The following is a 19,222-nucleotide window of genomic DNA, read 5'->3' as shown; positions in this document are numbered from 1 at the left end:
TACAATTTATTATTTTTTGTATTGTTTCTTTTTGAAAGAAAGTGTTTTAATAAATGTAATCATATTCATAAAGTAATGATTATTTTTTTTATTTTGAAGTAATTTTTCACAAAATTAAATTTGTTTCCAAGTAAGTTAAAATTAAGATTTTTTCATTTAATGATTTATGAGAAAATAAAGAATACTTAAAATTATTCTTAATTATATAAAATCACTTCAGGGATTTAGAAGCTATAAATCATAAAAAAAATTATATTATAAAAGAATATATAATGAAAATTGTTATTTTAGACCAAATATCTAAAAAAATACATTAAATAAAAATTATGAAGTTTAGAATTAAATATCGTAAAACAACTATATAGAAAAATTATCAATAGTCTTATCTTTTTGCCAATTATATTCAATTTCAGAAGCTATAGTATCTGCTATTTTTTCTCCGTGTAAATCAGAAATAAAGCCTAAAACCATATCCATTCCGGAGCTTATTCCGGATGAAGTATAGAATTTCCCATCTTTAGTCCAGCGGGCCTTTTTTAACCATTTGACATTTAAATTATTTGATATTACCCATTGAAATGCTTTTTTATTGGATGTTGCAATTCTTCCATTGAGAAGACCTGTTTTTGCTAATAAAGCGCTTCCGGTACATACAGTAAGAATGAATTGACTTTTTTGAGATATTTGTAATATTATATCAAGCAATGGTATATTATTTATTTCTTTACGAGTTCCCCTACCACCGGGAATCAAAAATATATCTGTACCTTGTAATATTTTTTCTAAAGAAACTGTTTCTAAACTAACTCCATGTGAATTTTGTATGATTCCGCCATTTAACGAATAGAAAGTAACAGAATAAACATCTTTAAGCCTTCCAAAAATTTCAACAGGACCAAATACATCTAAGGTTTCAAAATCCTTAAAAAGTAAAATAGAAACTTCTTTCATAAAATCGAAAATTATATGTTTATTATAATTATATGATTTAAATAAAAAAAGCTCATTCTAAAAGATATGAGCCTTTTTATCTTAATTAGCATTTCTTTTGGAGTTTTTTAGCTGAATTTTAACACACATGGCAAATCTACGAAATATAATTTTTAAAAATTAAAATGTGATAAAATTCATATAAAATAAAATTAATAGATATTATATAAAAAAAATAAATTTTGATTTTAAATAGCTACTTTACCTTTGATATGAGGGTGAGGATTATAACCTTCAATTGAAAAATCATTATAGGTAAAGTCAAAAATATCTTTGACTTCAGGATTTATTTTTAAAATTGGTAAAGGTCTTGGTTCACGGGTTAATTGTAATTTTACCTGATCTATATGATTCCTATATATATGTACATCTCCAAAAGTGTGTACAAATTCACCTGTTTCTAAATTACAAACTTGTGCCATCATATGTAATAATAATGAATAAGAAGCAATGTTAAACGGAACGCCTAAAAACACATCTGCACTTCTTTGATAAAGTTGAAGAGATAATTTTCCTTGAGCAACATAAAATTGAAATAAGGCATGGCAAGGTGCTAAAGCCATATTAGGGATATCTGCTACATTCCAGGCAGAAACAATAATTCTTCGGGAATCTGGATTATTTTTTATTTGATTAACAATTTCCGAAATCTGATCTATGTGTTTACCATCAGGAGCTCCCCAGCTTCTCCATTGATGTCCATAGACAGGGCCTAAATCACCATTTTCATCAGCCCATTCATCCCAAATTCGCACTTTATGTTCATGTAAATATTTTATATTAGTATCACCTTTTAAAAACCATAATAATTCATAAATAATAGAACGAAGATGTATTTTTTTTGTAGTAATTAAAGGAAATCCTTCTTGTAGATTAAAGCGTATTTGATATCCGAAAGTACTTATTGTACCGGTTCCGGTTCGGTCTTCTTTAACTGTACCATGATCTAATATATGATGTAAAAGATTTAAATAGGCTTGCATAATGATATTATTAAGTAATGTAAAAATTATTTATGTGAATAATTTTTGTATTATTTTTAAATTATAGTGTAATTTAATATACAATATTTAGAAATATTTACCAATTTAATTTGTATTATATATTTTTGAGTAAGTAAAGTTTAAATTTTTTTTCTAAGTCTTGCCACCGGAATGTTTAGTTGATCTCTATATTTTGCAATAGTTCTTCGCGCTATATTATATCCTTTGTCATTTAAAATTTTCATTAAATTATCATCTGTTAATGGTTTTTTAGGATCTTCTTTTTCAATGACGTTTTGTAATATAGTTTTAATTTCTCGAGTAGATACTTCATCTCCTTCAGAATTTGTGAGGCTTTCAGAAAAGAGATCTTTAATTAGTAAAGTACCATAAGGAGTATTTACATACTTACTATTTGCTACACGGGAAATAGTAGAAATATCTAATCCGGTTATTTCAGATATATCTTTAAGAATCATAGGTTTAATTAATTCTTCATCTCCGGTTAAAAAATAATCTTTTTGATAATCCATAATGGCTTTCATAGTAACAAACAAAGTTTGTTGACGTTGTTTTACTGCATCAATAAACCATTTTGCAGAATCAAGTTTTTGTTTAACAAACATTACAGCATCTTTTTGTTCTTTTGATTTATTTTCTGTGTTCTTGTATGTATCAAACATCTCAGAATATTCTCTGGAGACTTTTAATTCAGGAGCATTTCTTCCGTTTAGGGAAAATTCTAATTTACCATTTACAATTTTAATAGTAAAATCAGGTATTATCTGATCTGTATTTTTTGAATTATTAGTAAAAGCTTTACCTGGTTTAGGGTTAAGTTTTTCAACTTCTGTAATGGCATCCCTTAATTCATCTTCAGAAATAGAAAATTTCTGTTGTATTTTGTTGTAATGTTTTTTAGAAAAAGCATCAAACATTTCATCAATAATTCTATAGGCAAGCATGACGCTTTTAGTTTGATTGCGAGATTTTAATTGCAATAAAAGGCATTCCTGTAAATCTCTTGCACCAACTCCGGTAGGATCTAATTTTTGAATATAATTAATTAATAAATTCTCAACGGTTTTTATATCTGTATAAATGCTTTGGGTAAAAGCAAGATCATCTACTATAGAACTTAATTGTCTTCTTAAATATCCATCATCATCCAGATTACCTATAATAAAATCAGCAATTTCTTGTTCCTCTTTTGTTAATCTGAATGTATGTAATTGATTTTCTAAATGTTCATGAAATGATTCATACTGAGCATAAGGTATTTCTTTTTCATCATCATCATCACTATAATTATTAGAATGAGTTCGATAAGATGGAATTTCATCATCGCTTAAATAATCATCTATATTGATATAAGGAGCTTCAATTATTTCATTTTCAGAAGATTCATCATAATCATTTGTATCATATGGATCATCAGAATCATAAAAATCATCTTGCGCATCATTTTCCAGAGCCGGATTTTCTTCTATTTCCTGTTTTACAGCTTCTTCAAAAGCTAAAGTAGGAAGTTGAACCAGCTTCATTAGTTGTATTTGTTGCGGAGATAATTTTAATAATTGTTTTAGTCTTAAATCCTGTTTTAACATAGACTTATTATTTATATTGAGTAATAATTTAAATCAAATTTACATTATTAAATGATAAGATACAAATACGGGTATAATTATTGTATTAATAAATTATTTTATATCAATTTTATTTTTAGTTTGATGGTATATTATTAAAAATAGATAAAAATTAATATTTTGAATTTATAATTATATATTTAAAAGTAATTTTCATTAATAGTATAGAGTAAGTTAATAATTATAAGATTAATATGTAGTACTTATATTATACTTATTTAACAGAGAATAGAGGATAATAATATAATTTGATGAAAAATTTTAATGGAAAGTTCTTTAAAAATTGAAGTAAAAATTAAGTTATCTTAACAATCTATTATTGTAAAAAAACTCATAAAAAAAGATGTTCAATTTGAACATCTTTTTTTTATTGTTTCTTTAAAAATCAGCGTTATTTGGAGTCCTAGGGAAAGGTATAACATCTCTGATATTGCTCATTCCTGTCACAAATAAAATCAGTCTTTCTAATCCTAGTCCAAAACCGGAATGGGGTACTGTTCCATATTTTCGTGTATCGAGATACCAGTTTAGTTCTTTTTCATCCATTCCTAATGAATTCATTTTTTGCTTTAGAATTTCTAGACGTTCTTCTCTTTGCGAACCTCCAATTATTTCTCCAATGCCAGGAAATAATACATCCATTGCTCGAACAGTTTTTTGATCTTCATTTAGTCGCATATAGAAAGCTTTAATTTTAGCCGGATAATCAAATAGAACTACTGGAGATTTAAAATGCTTTTCTACTAAATATCTTTCATGTTCAGATTGTAGATCCACTCCCCACTCGTCAATAGGATATTTGAATTTTCCTTTCTGATTAGCTTTTGATTTTTTAAGAATTTCTACAGCTTCCGTATAGCTTAATCTTATAAATTTATTATTAAGTACAAACTCTAATTTTTCATGTAAATTTTGTTCGGATTTTTCTTCTTTAGGTTTTTGTTTTTGTTCTTCTTCAAATCTTTTATTAAGAAAATCTAAATCGTCTTTACAATGGTCAACAGCATATTGTATACAATATTTTAAAAAATCTTCAGCAAGGTCAATATTTTTTTCCAAGTCATAAAAAGCCATTTCCGGTTCTATCATCCAAAACTCAGCTAAGTGTCTTGTAGTATTAGAGTTTTCAGCCCGGAAAGTAGGTCCAAAAGTATATATTTTCCCAAGCCCCATAGCGGCAGTTTCACCCTCTAATTGTCCGGATACGGTAAGATTGGTTTTTTTACCAAAAAAATCTTGAGAAAAATCTACCTTGTCTTGATTGTCTTTAGGCAGGTGGTTTAAATCAAAATTGGTTACGGTGAACATTTCTCCAGCTCCTTCAGCATCAGATCCTGTTATAATAGGTGTATTTATATAAAAAAATCCATTTTGGTTAAAATACTGATGAATGGCAAAACTCAGTGCATTTCTGACCCTCATTATAGCTGCGAAAGTATTGGTTCTAAATCTTAAATGAGCCTGTTCTCTCAATTTTTCTAATGAGTGTCTTTTAGGTTGTAGAATTGTTTCCTGAACTTCTTCAGGATTTGCATATCCATAAATTTTTATTTTTTTTGCAATTATTTCAATTTCCTGACCAGCACCCTCACTTTCTGTAACAGTTCCTTCTACTCGAATTGAGGATGCGGTTGTAATTTGTTTTAAAATAGTAGGATCAAAATTATTGAAATCTATAACTATTTGAAGATTATTTATTCCTGAACCGTCATTCAAAGAGATAAATCGGTTAGAACGAAATGAACGTACCCATCCTTTAACCGTAACCTCTTCGTGTAGGGCTTTTTTTCCTTTAGATAACAATTGTTTGATACTATAAATTTTCATGGAATTTTTATATATTTTAAGGTGCAAAGATAAATATTTTTGTGTTATTTTTTAGATATAAAGAAAAGATTGAATGATTATTTGGCTATGTTGAGTAGTTATAAATAAAAACTTTCCATTAGATAAATTTTTATTCTAAATAATAAAATACAGTTATTAAAATTTTGTTTTAAATTCCTTTTTGTTAAAGCATTTATAACTGGTAAAGCATTAGGTCTAAAAACGGATTTTTTATTTTAATATTTATAATTTAAAATTATACACAAATTTTATAGCTACATAAATTTCAGTATATCATAAATGTTCTATTTTTAGCATAAAGTTATGCTTATTTTGCACATTTAGAAAGTATGAAATATTTTTATTTATGTATGATGGAAATTGTATCTTCATTCGTATTTCCTAGACTTGAATTATCTTTTGTATCCAATATTTTATTTAATAAGATATTAATAGAATCAGATTTATAAGTATCAGTTTCTACCATCGGGAGTGGATAGTCCCCAAATAGGCTAGTTAATTTAAAAGCAGAATAAACGGAACTTGAAAATTTATTACCTATAGCTATTATGGTTACTTTTTCATCAATAAGATGAACAAAAACAGCATTACTTCCATGCCACCATCCATTGTGATAAGTAATTTTTTTTCCATTTTTAAGAATCTTCATTCTCATACCTAACCCATAGTTTTTTACCCCATCTTTTTCTTTGCTGTAAGGAGTAAACATAAGGTTTAGTAAATCTTTATTTAAAAAGTTTGGGGCATACATAGCCTGGCTTAATCTGAACAAATCTTCGGGAGTGGTATATACATTTTTGTCGCCATATATTAAATCCAAATGATCAAATTTATAAGCTTTTCCATTAGCATAGTAGGAAGGGGTAGCTGTAGCAAAGTCCTTTTTTTGAAAGACATATGAATGATTCATACCTAGAGGTTTAAAAATCATTAAGCTCAAAGCTTCAGGGAATTTCTTTTTAGTAATATTTTCAACAATTAATGCTAATAAAGCAAAATTGGTATTTGAGTATGAAAAATGGGTGTTTGGTTGTGATAAAAGCTCTGGTTTATATGTAGTGAATATTTGTAATATGTCATTATTTGTAAGTTCTTTTTTCTTGTCCCATATCTTAGGATCATCGACTAAATAAGCATAATTAGGTAATCCGCTTCTGTGGGAAAGTAAATCTTTAACAGAAATTTCGGAATAGGGAAATGAGGGTAATATAGTATTTACTTTTTGATCTAAAGTTAATTTTTTTGCCTCAACTAATTTCAATATAGCTAAAGAAGTAATTACTTTACTTACGGATGCTATATGCATGGGGGTAGTAGAGGTAATAGGATTTTTTAAATTAACATCGGTATATCCTGTATATTTTTCTAATAATATTGTATTTCCCCTGGCTATTAAAACTCCTCCGCTTAGCTTTTTTCCTTCCCATATTTGAGAAAAGTAATTATTAAGGCGATTTTTAATTAAGTTATCATTAGAGGCATGGTTTTCAGATTGGGTAAAAATAGTATTGAAGTTTATATTATGAAATCCAGGAAAAGTAGTATTTAAAGTATTAATATTTTTATTTGTTGATTTTTTACAGCTAAAAAAAGTTAAATTAAGTATACAAATACAAATAAATAATAACAAGTTTTTTTTGTGCATGGATTTTCTTTTAAAAAATGCAAGTTATAATTTAAAATGTTAATATTTTACTAATGAAATTATAAAAAAAAATAAATTTATTATATCTATGATCATTCATTATTAAATAATTCGTTTAGCAAGAAAACAAATATTTTTATTAATTGTACGGGTAAAAAAAATATAGTTTTCTCCACCTTCTTTTATAGAATATTTTTTTTTAATTTGTTCCGTATTTAACGGATAGTTACGATTAATAATATTATATTTATTGTGAATGTTTTTTGAAGGTGAAAAATCAGTTTCAATTATTTCAAAAAATCTTCCTGGAAAATTCTCAATAAAATTATCCGAAGTATACAGGTGTGTATTTGGGTGTAGTTTTTTCAGATTAAAACGTAGGCTTATAAGTTTAAAAGCTCCAGATTTTAAAATAGAATTGTTAGGCATAAACAAATATTTTTCTGGCGAAGAAAAAACAACATTAGTTATATTTTTTTCTTCATCTTTATAAAAAGAAAATTCAGGTTGAAAAGTTTCCAAATTAAAACAATGTATATGGGGATTTGTATTGAAAGAGGTTTGCGGGTTTAATTTAACCAGTAATTCTTTTACTTCATTTTTCACTGCCAGTATATAAATATCTGAAAGGTTAAGTTGTTCAATGGTTTTTTGAATATCCAATAGAGGTGATAATTTAATATATACATTAGTGGATTTATTAGTTAAAATATCACGTATTTGGAGTATATTTGGAAAGAGATCTTCCAATAAAAATTTTTTATTTTTATTTTCGTCTCTACGCGAAGGATCTAAATAAATAAAATTAAAAAAATCTTGATTTTGATTTAGAAAATTTTCAGCTGTATTATTTATAAAGTTAATATGAGCTCGATTTAAAGCATGAAAATTATGAATAACAAGGTCCATTAAATTAACATCAGGTTCTATAAAATAAAATTCTTTTGCATATTCTGAGATAAAATAACTATCGATTCCGGTTCCACCAGTCAAATCAATTCCTTTTTCGCCTTTTATTATTTTTTGTTTAAATAAAGCTGTGCTTTGAGATGAGGCTTGTTCTAGGTTAATATGTGGTGGATAGATAATATTTTTCTGTTTATTTAAGAAAGGAAATTTGGTTAGGGCAATTTTTTTTCCTTGTATTTGTTGAACAATTTCCAGAGAGGTAACATTTTTAAATGGAGATTTTTTTAACCTAATTTCTGATAAATCTGAAGAAAGGTTATTTGTTATATATTTTTGCACCTCTTTATCCAATAAATTTTTATTTATCACTTTTTTAATCTGAATTTTTTGCTAAAATACTATATATTTAGGCACTAATTTAATAAATGAGAGATATTATATATTTGTGTTTTTATTAATTGATTTTATTTTTTATGTATTCTAAGGAAGAAGCATATCAGAGAAAAAAAAGATTTTGGATATCTTTTGGACAATATATGTCATTACAACCCTCGAATAGAGGAGCAAAAGTTAACTGGTTAAATTATAAAACTGGTATTAAAGATTTATATTTCAGAATTAAAGTAAATAATCATTCTGCCTCTGTTTTTATAGAAATTTCTTCAAAAGATACAAAAATTCAACAAAAAATTTATGAAAAGTTTGAAATGTTTCAAGATATTTTAACTACATATTTGCATGAAAAATGGATATGGAATTTTGGAGTTTATGATGAACAAGGAAAAATTATAAGTACTATAGGAATAACTAAAGAAAATATAAGTATTTTCAGAGAAACAGATTGGGGGGAAATTATTTCATTTTGCAAAGAAAATTTATTGGCCCTCGATAATTTTTGGAGTAATTATAAAGAGGCTTTTCTGTTGGAATAAATCGCAAATAAAGTATTATGCTAAATAAGGGTATTTTTTCTGTTAAAAGTTTAAGTATTAAAGTTTAATCATTCCATAAAAATAGATTAAATAATTAATTTATTGATATATGTTTAGTTATTAAAAACATCATACATTTTAATTCTTTTTATATTATTTTTTACTTTAATATATATAAACTCAATCTATCGACTTATCTGAAATTTAATCAGCAAGATTATCAATATTGCTTTAATTAATGGAATAAAGAGCATGGATGAATAGAAATAAAAAAACTACCTTTGTATTTCTATTTGTACAAAACAACTATTCTATACTTAAAAAAACAAAATATGCTCATGAAAAATTCATTCTTTTACTTAGCTATTATTATATTCTTGGTAAGTTGCGATACAACCCCCAAAGTAAGCTCAAAATCTTTTATAATAGACAATCCAACCTCTGCTACTATCACTGTAAAGATAGATGAACAAGATTATAAGATTCCAAGTAATTCATCAGTTACGACAACTTTAGATTTTGGAAAACATTCAATGACATACAATGGTGAGAAAGTTAATTTTTTTGTAAAGCCCAATGATCAAAATTGTATTATAAACCCTACATTGAGTAATTATTATCTTTATCATGAAATTTATTTGGTAAAAGGTGCTGAAAATGTAACTGAAGATAAATTGAAATATACAGATGATTATTTATACCCTTATGTTAAACCAAATGGAGATACTATAAATGTACCTTTCCTCTTAATCAGTAATACATTATTTATAGAGCAATATCAATATTATTGGCATTTTGATATGGATCATCCTTTTGTCGATATTAATAGTAAAGTAGACGAAAAAGAAAAGAAATTAATGGAAGAGTATATAAAAACATTATTCAAATCTAAAATATTTCGTGAGCATGATTTTCTTGAGTATGTGAAAGATAAAGGAATAGACTTACCTGAAGGTTTCATAAAATCAGAAAAATATAAACTTAGTAATTTACCAGCTTATGAATTTATACCCCAAGATATAATTGACTCTTGTCCATTATTTAAAAATGAACTGATGAATATCAAATCCAGCTTTGATTCCCTTCAGATAATGACAGATAAGGCACGTGCATATAAATTAATATCTTATGAGTTAAACAATCGCTTTAATGATGTAAGAATTGGAGTCATTAGGCAGAATAAGCAATCTTGTGATTTTAATAAAATTGATATGCTAACAAAGCGCAAACCTTCATTTGGAGAGATGAATGCTTATATTGTTAAATAAAAGTATGCTATAAGTAAATATTTAAAAGAAAGATAGATAAATCTCCTAAAAAATATTTTTTGGGAGATTTTTTTAATTTTTTATGAGAGTTAAAGTTAAAAAAGGGGAGAAGTTCCCCTTTGTTAGAAATTTGGTAATGTTATTTCTCCTCATCTTGCTTATTTTTTTTACGATATACCATATATATCGCAATCACAATAACGATACCAACAATAAAACCAATTTGGCTCATATTTTTACATTTATATTCTTCTTGCAACCAAAGAAGCTGTTATTAAATAAAAAGGAAGCGAGTTGCATCCATATTTAGTAATTATCGCTAAGGACCAGAATACATAAAGATGAGAACACATATTTTAAAAATTTTTTAGTAAGGCTGTGAATATCTAATTGTTTAAAATCATGCAATTTTAACTAAATAAGGCACTTCTTATTTTCAATATATTTCCTTAAAAACCCATCAAATGTAATTATTTTTATTTTCATATAGAAAGATTCATTTTCTATTTTATTTATTTTTTGAAATATAATTAAATAAATTTGATCTTAAATGTGTATTAAATCGAATATAAATAATATCTATATCTTTTTTAACATCGTATTTATATTATTTAAATGTAAAATATATCATTATTATATTATATATATTTTAATTTATTTTATCTATATATACTTTGAAAAAAATCTTGAAAAGGATACAATAACAATAAAAAAAATCTATTGTTCTTTCAAAAGTTTTTTATCGAACACATTGGTTTAATTTTTACATACTTACCATAAATCGAAATTGATATTGTGTATTTATCACCAAAAAAATTAATCAATTTTATACTTAGTGTATATAAATTAAAAATTATGTAACTTTTCGTTTTTCGTAGAAAAGGAATACAAAATATATTAAAAATATAATCTTGGTTTTAATTTAATTATTAATACTTATTTATTTTTTAGGAAAATCCGGTCTTTGCATTTTATATCTACTTGAAGAGAGGACTTCTAAAAAAGATTCTAAAGCTTCAATTTCGTCCTGTTTTAAATTTAAAGGAATTATAAGAGAGTCAATTACCGGATACATAGGATCTTTAAGTTTTTGTTCTTTAGTAGGATTATTTATTAATAGAGTATTATTATATAAATTAATGATGCCTGTTAAATTATCCATAAAGCCATTGTGCATCCAGGGGCGAGTAAGTAGTAAATCTCTCAAAGACGGGGTTTTAAATTTACCAACATCCTTAGGATCTTTTGTGGTTTCATATAACCCTAAATCCTCAAATTCTCTTTTATAATAAGTAAGACCAATGTTGTGAAATTTTTCATCAGTAAAATATTTACCATAATGGCAGTTCATGCATCTTGCTTTAGTCCTGAATATATGCATACCATATATTTCTTTATCTGTAAGTGTAGAATAATTACCATTTATAAACTTATCAAACCTGCCGGGTTGACTTTTTATAGTTCTTTCAAAAGCTGCTATGGCTTTAGTGATACGTTCATAAGTTATTTTTTCATTTCCGTAAGCATTTTTAAAAAGACTTTTATACCCTTTTATTTTAGAAAGTTTTTTTACCACTAGATCTTTATTAAAGCTCATCTCATTATGAGCTTCCAAAGGACCCGCTATTTGTTCCTCCAGGCTAGAAGCTCTACCATCCCAAAACATTTTATCTTTGAAAGCAGAATTGTATAGAGAAGGTGCATTTCTTCTTCCCAATTGATGGTCGTGCCCTAAAGAAACACTACGATGGTCTGTCCATCCTAATTCCGGATCATGGCAACTGCTACAAGAAATTTGATTGGAGGAAGAAAGTTTAGGATCAAAAAATAGCATTTTACCTAAAATAACTTCCGGTTGTTCCTGAGTTTCATAGAAAAGTGTGTCCATTTCAAGCGGTTCAAATTCTTTCCATGGAATACCTTTATCTATAAAAGGTGAAGGCCATTTTTCCAAAGGTTGTTTATAGCTTTCTATGATTTCTTTTATATCAACTGTATGACTTTTATAATTATAAAAGCAGAAAAGGATAACTATTAATAAAAATATTTTTAAGAATATGCTCTTTAGGTTTTTCATGTCTGTTTTACATTTAAAAAACTAATCCTAAACTTATTGATTGTGAATAATTAGGCTTTTGGTGATAGAATGTATATTGTAAGGATTGGTCTACGAACAAGTTTAGATTAGAAATTTTGAAATATACTTTTACTTGTAAGTTTGTTTTGAAATAATTTGAAGATTTAAATTCAAAATTATCTTTGAGCTGTTTTTGAAAACTATCTTGGATTCCTGTCATTTTTAATTTATTTTCGGAACTTAAAGATTCTTTCCAGCTTACAGCGGATGAAATAAAAAAATGAGTTCCCGAAGAAAAAGATTTATTTAGTCCCAGGTTTATACCCCAAGATATGTCGGAAAATTCTTGATAAGAATAGGGGTAAACATATTTTTCTTTTTCATTTATTAAATTAGTGAAGGGGCTGATAGAGTAGGAGCCGTTAACAATTTTTCTTGAATATAAAAAAGATAGATTTAGGTCGCTTTTTTTATGAGAATATTGTTGTTTTTTATCTATACAATCCATGTGCGAACCTAAATCTATGTAATAAAATTCTGTACCGCTTCTTTCTTTGTAAGTACCGTTTATACTAATCCCTAAGGTATAATTACTACTTGGGTCAAATAATTTTATTAAGGAAATATAGTATAGATTTTCTTTAATCTTAGAAAGTGTTAGTTTACTATTGGTGTTTTCTTCTACTTTTTTATTGTTGAATCTTTCAATATTTGCAGAAAAGAAAAAATTCTTTTTTTCGGAATTAAAAAATTGAATTCCACCTCTGTATGTATTACCACTAAAACTAGTATTAAAAACTTTTCCTGTAAAGAGATAACTATAGTTGCCCAGTCCTAGCATCTGGTAAAGTACAGGTTTACCTACAAGACTGGCAAATTTAACATCATTGTTTTGGGTATAATTTTTAAATCCCATATTAGCCGAAACAGTATATTGATGTAAGATATTTCTACTGTACCCCAAATCAATATCTAAATCTGACACCAGATTCTTGGGTCTGGGATCTATATCTCTATATTCTTGTTGTGCTTTGTAACGTCCGAAAATACCTAGTATATTTTTTCCGGATTTATAAGAATAGCCACCTTCAAAAAAATAAGTTTCGTTATTTAAATTTCCTCCAATGCTATCTGCTGATATATAGGGATATATATTTTCTAGGTCGGAATTTTCATTTAAAACTACTTTTTTTATAACATTTTTGGAATAAAAGGCTTTTCCCCAAACTATATGTTTTTGGGGAGATAGTATTTGGTATGATTCTACTTCTACTTTTATGCCTTCTAAACCTTTTCCTTTATTAACTTCATAATATTTATTTGAATTTTGAATGTGATATTCGCTAAATATTTCTGAGAAAGAAAAATTCCTGTAATAAAACATATTGGCCGGATTTTTTTCTATTTGATATCTGTAAAAATTGCTCCGGAAGTCATATTTATCAGTCAAAGTAAGTTGTAAAGTATCTATAACTTGCCCAAAGCAAGATATACTTACCAATAATAAAATAACAAAATATGTTTTATTCCTATATGTCATATTTGTTTACTTTTTTAATGATGGTTTTCCTGATTTAAAATCTTTTTTAGAATTATTGGTATCTTGTAATATTTTATAAGGTATTTGGGTAGTAACTATTCTGTTTACACTCTTTCCGTATCTGGATTCATCTCCTTCATGAAGGCTGCAAGTTGTCCATCCGCTATCTAAAGAAGTTGATGTTAAAATCCAATCTGGATCTTTACCATTACTTAAATTAACAGCATCTATAATCCAATTATTGGGAATGGCCATAGCATCTCCATCCATAAGAAAACCAAATTCATTATATGTATAATGGTAACTATTTTCTGCAAGAAAAGTTTCTTTGGACATATTTTCCGGTAGACGAGCAATCACGTAGCTCCTAACTCCTTTTTTATCAATAGATACAGAATTAAACAATTCCGAAGTGTTAGGTACTTGTGGATTGTCTACACTTTCATCATCATAAGGACTATACATTTCAAAATTTGCAGAACTTAAATTGATATAATTTTTATCTATTGCATTATGATTATTAGCACTTTCTGCTATTACTATGGAAGATCTTGGTGGAATAGGATAATCTTTCCCTTTACCAGGTAAAATAATTATGCCTCCGGCCGCAAATTTTTGTTCCATAATATTAGGAGAATAGTCATTTTTATCATTAGTTGTAAATTCTGATTCAGCTAAAAGTAATCCGTCAGCATATACTACATAATCCGAATTGTTGTATAGCTTAAAGTATCGGTCGCCAAAGTATGGGATTCCTGTTAGCGAGTTTTTACTACCCGTATAATAAATTTCTTCAAATATTAAATCTCCTTTTTGGGTTATGGATTGATGTACAGAAAGTTCTATTATTTGATTTTCTCCTGTAATAGATATGGATTCTAATATGCCGGTTAGTTTAATTGGGGCTTTATCATTGTCAATAACTCCTTCAACGGATATTTTATAATTTCCGCTGATGAGATCGATATTTAAAATAGGAGATTTACTTTCTACTTGGGTTTCTATTCCTGAATTTATTTCTTTAAATGAGACAATAAAATTTACAGGAGATGAAATATCTATTTCTTGAGGATAAGATAGTCTTAATTCTACTTTTGTTTTGCTATTTGAAGAAATATCCATATCATCATCTGAAGAACAGGAAAAAAAAAGTAAAATAATTACTATATTAAATAGTATTTTGTTAATTAATTTCATTGTTTTATTTATTTAATGTTATATATTATTATTTTAGAAAAAGTTTAGCTCTGGGAATAAAATCTTCAGTTGAATTATTTGTATCTTGTAAAATATCTATTCCATTAGCATTTTTTTCTTTAATTTTTCTTTTTATACATGTATCAAATCTTGTAATATCTTTATCATTTAAAGAGCAATAGGTCCAACCTCTGTCTATAGAGGGAGAAATAACCAGCCAGTTATGTTTTCCCGGAGTACTTACATTTGCCGCATCTGCAATCCATTCATTAGGTATTTTATATACTGACCTTTTAAATATATTCCCTGCTTCATTTAAATAAGAATAATCATATTTGTATTGATTCAGATATTCATTTAGGGAAATGTTTTCTCCCAACCGGGCTATGGCATAGGTTTCTGCCCCTCTATTATGCAAATAAACTGTATTAAGTTTCATGGTGGTGAAAATAACTTTTGCATTGGGAACTTCCGGATTATCTACTTCTCCTAATTTTGGATTATCTGTATTAGGAAACTCAAAAAGATATTGAGTACCTGCTTTTCCAATAACAGCAGCAGGAGTCAGATTATAGGCATTAGGATTTGTAGTTTTATGATTTATGGCATTGTCGCAAACAACTATGGATTTTCCTGGTTCTACCGGATAGTCTTTTCCTTTCCCGGGTAGCATTAGTATGGCTGAAACAGGAAAGGAACTGCTAAAAATATTGGGGGTTACATCACGTTTAGTCCAGGGGTTAAATTCTGATAGGCAAATTAATAAACCATCAGCATATAAGGTTCGGTTACTGTTATTATAGATTTTAAAATATTTTCCTGAGTCGTATTTTTTACCGGTAGGGTATATTGTTCCTGTAAAAAAAACTTCCTGAATAACAAAATCTCCATCTTTGTTGATATTTTTAAGATAAAGAGGTATAGTTAGGTTATTGTTTGTAGTGTTTATTTGGATGTTTTCTATTAGACCATAAACATTTAAAGTGTCATTTTCAACTACAACATATCCTTCTATATTTATTTGATAATTTCCGGAAATAATGTGTTTAGTAATGCTTTTTTCAGTTTCATTTTCAAATTTGTATTCAGTTCCCGAGTTTTTCTCTTTTAATAAGAGGGTAAAGTTTCCTTTAGCATCATCTTTTATACCTTCAGGGTATAAAAGATGGGTTGTAAAATTGTTTTGTTCTGTTTCTGTATAACTGTCATCATTTGAACAGTTGTATAACAAGAAAAGCATGCTTAAGAATAAAGCAAATATTTCTTTTCCATATTTGAATTTTTTCATATTTTATTATAGTTTAAAATTAATTTCCATTCCAAAATAGGGGGAATAGGAAGATCTTCTTTGTACAACTCCGTATATTTCATATTTTTTATTATAGTTATATAGTTTATTAACAAACATGGAAACGGTTATTTTTTCATGATACATTTTTTTTGAAAATTTTAGGTTTATATTAAGTGAAAGAGGTACTCTGCGAGAATCTAAATTATTGTTATCTCTGTATAACCATTTCAGATAGGTGTCATTTTTGTCAGCTTCCGTATAAGGATGTAAAACCTCATCATATCCCATATAATACAGTGGAGATCGATCTTTTTTCATGTATTCAGTTAAATTATACCATGAACATTGTACAGATGTTAAAAAGTTCATTTTTAATATAGGAATGTAAGTGTCTGCCATAAAACTAGTGGAAAAAGTTTCCAACTCATATCCGTCATCATCTTTGTATAGGCCTACGAAAGGAATTTTTTCATTATTCAATATAACATCTGAAGATTTATACATGGGAACACTATTACGGTAAATAGTGTTAAACCAAGCACCACTAAAGGTGAAACGTGTATTGATTATAGAAAATCTTTTAGAAGAATATTGGAATTCTACTCCTTTTTTATCAGTGGTACTTCCATTTTCTGTTTTCGTATAAGTAGCAAAATCATTTTTTATTTCGTAAGACAGATTAGTAAGATCAGGAGGAGCAGTAATATTTATATGGTCAATATTATCAGTAATATATTTCTTATAAATAAAATGTTTATAATAAGTCATGGTTCGGAAACCGGAAGTCATTTTTTCACGGAATATTGTTACTGATAAGTTGTTGTTATCATAACTAAAATCAAATCTTATTTCTTTTTTATTATTATTAGCTACCGTTAAGTCTTTGTTTTCTTTATTAATAATATAAGTTTGAAAGTTTAATTTTCTATACTCCGGATTGTTATGAAAATAATTTAATTGTGTATAGTTTATGTAATGAAGATCCGGATATAATAACTCTAAAGTAGGCACTTTTTTGTGTTCTCCATATCCTAAGGTTATATCCACAGTAAAGGCTTTATTATGAATAAACATTTGAGGCATAGACCATTGGAAATTAGCTCTGGGTTCCCAAAAAAAGCTTTTGGCTAGTTTATAAGAATGATCCATATTAGTCATTTTAAAAGATCGTAATCCTAAACTCAAAATGAAATGATTTTTATTAATATTGAAGCCTATTTTATCTTCTGCATATAAGGATAGTTTAGACATAGACGGAATATCTTTATATCTTCTTGGGAAAGAACCCATATTTAGATTAGGGGGTTGTAGACGATTATAGATTTGACCTCTACCATTATTTTTAGAATAGGTCCAATCACTTCCAATTAATATGCTATGTTTAAAACCTAAAGTTTTGGCATACATATTTGATATTAGTTTAAGAAATACATCTAAGGGTTTTCCTTCTACATATAGATTAGATGCATAGTTCTTATCTAGATAAATTCCGTCAAAGGCACCTTCGTCCATAGATATGGGTAGGGGAGCCACAGCTGGCAGCTGTATAAACTTTATTTGCTCAATTTTGTCAACTTCTTCTCTAATTGAGGTACTTAACTGAATATCTTTAATCCATTTTTTTTTCAATAAGAGTTCAAAATTATTAGATATTCCATATTTATAATAAGTGGATTTGTATCGGTCTATTTTATCATAACCGGTATCAGGATCAAATTTTTCGTCATCTATAGAGCCGGTAAAGTCTAAATTAAGATCCCATACTAGTTGAGAAGAAGTTAATGAGAATATTTTTTGGCTTCGGAGTGAGGCTGTATATCTTTTATAAGTATCATAAGTATTTCTAGGCTCTGATTTAGCATCAAGTACATCCATACTTGCATTTATGTTCCATTGATATTTAGGAATTTCAAATCCCTTCGCTATATAATATAGTTTACTATACCCATCAGCCTTAAATCTTCCTTCCCACTTATTTCCTCCTTTTTTTCTTGTTATATTCACAACCCCAGAGGTTAAATCTCCATATTCTACAGAAGGAATTCCCCGTATAATTTCAACTTTTTCTATGTCATCTGTAGAAATCGTTCTCATATCGATTCCGATAGAAGTAGTTTTTTTTCTTTGATTGGAAAAACGCTGTCCGTTTGTAATGGTTTGATTCAAAGGATCGGGAGAATATTGAAGGTCAGCATTTGTATTGATAGGAATGCCATCAATCATAAAAAGCGTCCCCAAAGAATTTGTATTATATCCGGAAACAGAACTAGCTTGTCTGAGTTGAATAGGGTTTACAGAAGTAAATTCAGGATCCTTTGCTAATCCTCCGGGTAATAATTCCAATACATCCGTAAAACTGGAAGGTTGCAAAAGTTCTAAAGCTTTTTTGTCTATAATTGATTTTGTAGTGATACCTTTTGACTCTTTTGCTGTTACGATAATAGTTTCTAATTCATTTTCTTTTGTTTTTAATTTTATTTCTTGAGTTAAATTTCCGTTTAGTTGAATCTCTGAGCTGTAGGAAGCATATCTGGAATGAGATATGAATAATGTATATTTACCTTTAATAATTTGAATGTCAGCTTTTCCTTTTTCATCGGTATAAAAGGTTATAGTTTTATTTTCTTTACCTTGGATAATAATTTTAGCATTATTGATCAAATTGTTTTCTTCATCTTTTATTATTAGTTTTAATTCTATTTTAATTTCCTGACAGAAAATAAATCCAGGAAAAAAAATTAGTAAAAAAATATATTTCAAACAACTCATTACTTTTAATTAGTCTAAATAAGTATTAGCAAATATATAAATTTTGTATTCTAAAATGAGGTATTATTAAAAAAAAATCAAAAAAAATGAATAAATTATGAATAATTGAAATTCCTTTTCTAAAGAA

Annotated in this window: 13 protein-coding genes; 2 read left to right on the top strand and 11 right to left on the bottom strand. The window is 27.3% G+C overall.

Features of this window, described 5'->3' with window-relative positions:
* Positions 1-357 precede the first annotated feature (357 nt).
* From C4S76_RS04580 to C4S76_RS04555, 6 genes are all read right to left on the bottom strand, one after another.
* Complete coding sequence (locus C4S76_RS04580) at positions 358-951, bottom strand: DJ-1/PfpI family protein (protein WP_105193110.1); 594 nt, start codon at positions 949-951, stop codon at positions 358-360.
* A gap of 227 nt (positions 952-1,178) precedes the next feature.
* The gene (locus C4S76_RS04575) at positions 1,179-1,973 is read right to left on the bottom strand and encodes a thymidylate synthase (RefSeq protein WP_105193108.1); all 795 of its coding nucleotides are present in this window, start codon (positions 1,971-1,973) and stop codon (positions 1,179-1,181) included.
* A 140-nt stretch (positions 1,974-2,113) separates the two neighbouring features.
* A complete protein-coding gene (gene rpoN / locus C4S76_RS04570; RefSeq protein ID WP_105193106.1) occupies positions 2,114-3,580 on the bottom strand; it encodes an RNA polymerase factor sigma-54 in 1,467 nt (488 codons plus the stop codon).
* Positions 3,581-3,997: 417 nt separating this feature from the next.
* Positions 3,998-5,446 carry an asparagine--tRNA ligase gene (gene asnS, locus C4S76_RS04565; RefSeq protein ID WP_105193104.1) on the bottom strand — a complete coding sequence of 483 codons (1,449 nt, stop codon included), beginning with the start codon at positions 5,444-5,446 and terminating at the stop codon, positions 3,998-4,000.
* 361 nt (positions 5,447-5,807) lie between these two features.
* Positions 5,808-7,112, bottom strand: coding sequence for a serine hydrolase domain-containing protein (locus tag C4S76_RS04560; RefSeq protein ID WP_105193102.1), 1,305 nt, complete (start codon positions 7,110-7,112; stop codon positions 5,808-5,810).
* Between the two features lie 102 nt (positions 7,113-7,214).
* Positions 7,215-8,390, bottom strand: a complete 1,176-nt coding sequence (locus C4S76_RS04555; protein ID WP_245915791.1) for a class I SAM-dependent methyltransferase — start codon at positions 8,388-8,390, stop codon at positions 7,215-7,217.
* A 104-nt stretch (positions 8,391-8,494) separates the two neighbouring features.
* On the opposite strand from C4S76_RS04555, the gene C4S76_RS04550 reads away from it, so the two are divergent.
* A complete protein-coding gene (locus tag C4S76_RS04550; RefSeq protein ID WP_105193100.1) occupies positions 8,495-8,953 on the top strand; it encodes a DUF4268 domain-containing protein in 459 nt (152 codons plus the stop codon).
* A gap of 338 nt (positions 8,954-9,291) precedes the next feature.
* Positions 9,292-10,221: a hypothetical protein gene (locus tag C4S76_RS04545; RefSeq protein ID WP_146105682.1), complete on the top strand. Its 930-nt coding sequence runs from the start codon at positions 9,292-9,294 to the stop codon at positions 10,219-10,221.
* A gap of 940 nt (positions 10,222-11,161) precedes the next feature.
* Here C4S76_RS04545 and C4S76_RS04540 read toward each other — a convergent pair.
* The 5 genes from C4S76_RS04540 to C4S76_RS04520 are packed head-to-tail and all read right to left on the bottom strand — an operon-like array spanning position 11,162 to position 19,086.
* A complete protein-coding gene (locus C4S76_RS04540; RefSeq protein ID WP_105193096.1) occupies positions 11,162-12,298 on the bottom strand; it encodes a cytochrome-c peroxidase in 1,137 nt (378 codons plus the stop codon).
* Positions 12,299-12,311: 13 nt separating this feature from the next.
* Positions 12,312-13,838 carry a DUF6850 family outer membrane beta-barrel protein gene (locus C4S76_RS04535; protein ID WP_105193094.1) on the bottom strand — a complete coding sequence of 509 codons (1,527 nt, stop codon included), beginning with the start codon at positions 13,836-13,838 and terminating at the stop codon, positions 12,312-12,314.
* A gap of 6 nt (positions 13,839-13,844) precedes the next feature.
* Positions 13,845-15,035: a DUF4876 domain-containing protein gene (locus tag C4S76_RS04530; RefSeq protein WP_105193092.1), complete on the bottom strand. Its 1,191-nt coding sequence runs from the start codon at positions 15,033-15,035 to the stop codon at positions 13,845-13,847.
* A 28-nt stretch (positions 15,036-15,063) separates the two neighbouring features.
* On the bottom strand, positions 15,064-16,323 hold the full coding sequence (locus C4S76_RS04525; protein ID WP_105193090.1) for a DUF4876 domain-containing protein: 1,260 nt from the start codon (positions 16,321-16,323) through the stop codon (positions 15,064-15,066).
* A gap of 6 nt (positions 16,324-16,329) precedes the next feature.
* On the bottom strand, positions 16,330-19,086 hold the full coding sequence (locus C4S76_RS04520; protein ID WP_181044057.1) for a TonB-dependent receptor plug domain-containing protein: 2,757 nt from the start codon (positions 19,084-19,086) through the stop codon (positions 16,330-16,332).
* Positions 19,087-19,222: the final 136 nt, after the last annotated feature.

Source organism: Apibacter adventoris, from assembly GCF_002964965.1.
Lineage (GTDB): Bacteria > Bacteroidota > Bacteroidia > Flavobacteriales > Weeksellaceae > Apibacter > Apibacter adventoris.
The sequence above is the reverse complement of the archived record's forward strand: the minus strand, read 5'-3'. Positions and strand labels throughout refer to the sequence as shown.

Bases quoted from the DNA above. Each gene is read 5' to 3' on its own strand.
- C4S76_RS04560 (WP_105193102.1), bottom strand. From the start codon at position 7,112: ATGCACAAAAAAAACTTGTTATTATTTATTTGTATTTGTATACTTAAT.
- C4S76_RS04545 (WP_146105682.1), top strand. From the start codon at position 9,292: ATGAAAAATTCATTCTTTTACTTAGCTATTATTATATTCTTGGTAAGT.
- asnS (WP_105193104.1), bottom strand. From the start codon at position 5,446: ATGAAAATTTATAGTATCAAACAATTGTTATCTAAAGGAAAAAAAGCC.
- C4S76_RS04530 (WP_105193092.1), bottom strand. From the start codon at position 15,035: ATGAAATTAATTAACAAAATACTATTTAATATAGTAATTATTTTACTT.
- C4S76_RS04550 (WP_105193100.1), top strand. From the start codon at position 8,495: ATGTATTCTAAGGAAGAAGCATATCAGAGAAAAAAAAGATTTTGGATA.
- C4S76_RS04540 (WP_105193096.1), bottom strand. From the start codon at position 12,298: ATGAAAAACCTAAAGAGCATATTCTTAAAAATATTTTTATTAATAGTT.
- rpoN (WP_105193106.1), bottom strand. From the start codon at position 3,580: ATGTTAAAACAGGATTTAAGACTAAAACAATTATTAAAATTATCTCCG.
- C4S76_RS04575 (WP_105193108.1), bottom strand. From the start codon at position 1,973: ATGCAAGCCTATTTAAATCTTTTACATCATATATTAGATCATGGTACA.
- C4S76_RS04580 (WP_105193110.1), bottom strand. From the start codon at position 951: ATGAAAGAAGTTTCTATTTTACTTTTTAAGGATTTTGAAACCTTAGAT.
- C4S76_RS04535 (WP_105193094.1), bottom strand. From the start codon at position 13,838: ATGACATATAGGAATAAAACATATTTTGTTATTTTATTATTGGTAAGT.
- C4S76_RS04525 (WP_105193090.1), bottom strand. From the start codon at position 16,323: ATGAAAAAATTCAAATATGGAAAAGAAATATTTGCTTTATTCTTAAGC.